This is a genomic window from Oleiphilus sp. HI0079, assembly GCF_001635105.1.
Genome location: NZ_LWFT01000516.1, coordinates 1 through 2,488 on the forward strand (window position 1 = coordinate 1; position 2,488 = coordinate 2,488).

Genomic DNA, 2,488 nt, shown 5'->3' on the forward strand with positions numbered 1-2,488 from the left:
CATTTATAAATCGGATGATGAATCCTGTCAACATCTTTTGATAGTTATTTTTATCATTAGATAGTTTTACTTATCGCTGGTATGTGTATGATCCGATTCAAATTGAAAGAAATGATTGCTAAAAAAGAGTTCTCAGATGGCGAGAGAGTGACTGTTGCCGCTGTTGCGGAAGCGACCGGAATACATCGAATGACGATTTCGAAACTGATCAATCATCGCGGTACAAATACCGGAACGGATAACGTAAGCAAACTCTGCGAATACTTCGATTGCAAAGTTGAGGATTTAATTGAGTATGTCCCCGATAGAGACATCAAGGAAATTGATTAATTTAGGTACGTAGATGAATAGATCGCGTGGATACTAAGATTGGGGAAAAGGTTAAAACATTTGGGAATTTATTACGTTTAAATTTGACCACACATTTAAAGAGACACGCCTAGATATTCACTTTGTAAGTGGCTAATCTTCGCGAACCTGAAGAGGAGTACAAATAAAAATTTTCTCGCGAGGAGAACGAAGCGCTAGTTTTTGATTCAGAGCGGGAGGCCGGAACCTGCATATTGAATTTAATGAAAGGCTGGGAACGCCTTCGCCATTATTTCCGGAATCCTGTTATCGTTTCAAGAGAGTCAGTAAAAACTCTAATTTTGTCAAAATGGTACTAGCTAATCGGCATTGTATCCAATTCAATCTCCCCAATTGAGTCACCTATTCACCTAGTGCTTTTTTCAAAGCTAAAACAGCACTCTCGATCGACTTAATGTGGTCGGTCAGTTCTGGCTCATCCAGTGTTTTAATAACTTGATCTCTTTTGAGCCTTAAAGTCTTAGATTTCGGATTAAAAGAAACTGCACATCCGTAATCGGACGCTAGATTCACTAAATCCAAAATAACCTTAGATTTTCTGAAGATAGCTCCACAATCCAAATCCATTGTTTCTACAATCAGCTTTTGGTTTGCTTCGGAAGGCGTAATTTTCAAACTAATTTCAATCTGGCTTCCATTGCCTAGAATTCGAGAAACGACCGGATCGCCTGCTTTGTTGGCGTTTGCAGAATATCCTCCAGAGGACAACGCTGCCAAAACCTGCTTTAAACCAGGAGATTTTGCTATCGGTGCGCTCAGAACCCTTAAGCCTTCTAATTCAACCAAAGCCTCTCTGTCATAGCTATGAGCCCTCGAAACCGTATCTACTCCAAGTTTCACTTCACCCGATCGTATTGCTTTGGACGTAGCCTTGAAATACTGATCTACAACACCCTTCCCTTCTTTGGAGAGGCTGCCATAGAAAAAGGAGTTGCTCTGGCGCAAACCTATCAAGAAAACCGCAATCCGCACTATTTCTCGGTTTAGTCGATATGAATTCTGAATGACTTGGAGGTCATCAGTTGTAGCGCATAGGATTGCTATTACAACCGCCCTTCGAACGGTCAAGTCATTTCGATCATCAACCATTTCGTTAAGCGTCTGCATTCCATCCAGAATATCTCTAATATGGGCCAAATACGTATCGAATACACGAGCGTTTCGATCATCTTCAACCTGCACAACTTTTCTCATGTTCTCAATGATAAAACCTGCACTCAATTCAATAGGAGAGCTCATTGACGAAACCGATTCGCAGTACCCATATACGATCTTTTCAGTTAGAGCGCTCCACTGAGCGGCCAACTTATCCGACTCTACTATCGTCCTTAGGTATTCCATCACGCCTAACCCAAAACCATTCGAGAGATCGAGTGTTAAATCTCCGTTTGGTAAGCAATCTGAAAAATCAACAAGACTCCTTGATATTGCTAGCAAGCCAGCTGGCATTCTTGCCGGATCTAGAGAAGATAACGTAGGTGGCGCGATAACAATCGAATCGGAGGGAATAAGGTCATGCTGTAAAGCATTTACTTCTGACTCAAGAACCTCTATTTCAATATATGGATAAAGATCAGAAAACATGGAAAACGTTGTTGAGTGCTCTTCCTTCGCTTCCTCACTGGCTACGAACACTCTCTTGATTTGAGAACAATCAAGTGGCTGCTCCGCTGTATCAAATTCAAACAGTAAATGGTCTTCATCCAGCTCTGGAGGTCGACTAAACAGCTCGACAGATTCCCATTGATCACTGCCAGTACCCGATCCATCAAACCGCTGAAGGCCAATAAAACCTGACCCCAGATATCGTCCTGCTTTTAACGCGTCAAGCAAAAGATATTTCATAATCAACCCTTAATTATTATCTAAAAAATCTTCAATCTTTTTAGCTCCGAGCTCCACGACTAGCTCGCATAAATCTGATTCCGAATCCTTTTGTATCAACTCGTTCAACCATCCAAAAAACTCATCTGGAACGCCTGTAAACGTGGATAATCCTGCTGAGGCGACACTCTTACAGACACTCTCTCTTTCGGCCAAAGAAAGCCTCATGAGCTTTTTACTCACGCGCTTTGTACTATCATCGTTCAATAACTGCATATATCGACTACTCATGTAG

The 2,488-nt window shown here is 41.6% G+C and carries 3 protein-coding genes; 1 reads left to right on the forward strand and 2 read right to left on the reverse strand.

Annotated elements, in window-relative coordinates:
* Positions 1-87 precede the first annotated feature (87 nt).
* Entirely contained in the window at positions 88-330 is a 243-nt protein-coding gene (locus A3750_RS06990) for a helix-turn-helix transcriptional regulator (protein ID WP_068548121.1), read from the forward strand.
* 381 nt (positions 331-711) lie between these two features.
* Here the strand turns inward: A3750_RS06990 and A3750_RS06995 are convergent, their stop codons facing one another.
* Together A3750_RS06995 and A3750_RS07000 are read right to left on the reverse strand one after the other, a co-directional pair.
* On the reverse strand, positions 712-2,214 hold the full coding sequence (locus A3750_RS06995) for a hypothetical protein (protein WP_068548122.1): 1,503 nt from the start codon (positions 2,212-2,214) through the stop codon (positions 712-714).
* A gap of 9 nt (positions 2,215-2,223) precedes the next feature.
* Positions 2,224-2,488, reverse strand: a 265-nt coding sequence (locus A3750_RS07000) for a hypothetical protein (protein WP_231871751.1), incomplete at its 5' end; no start/stop codon positions are given.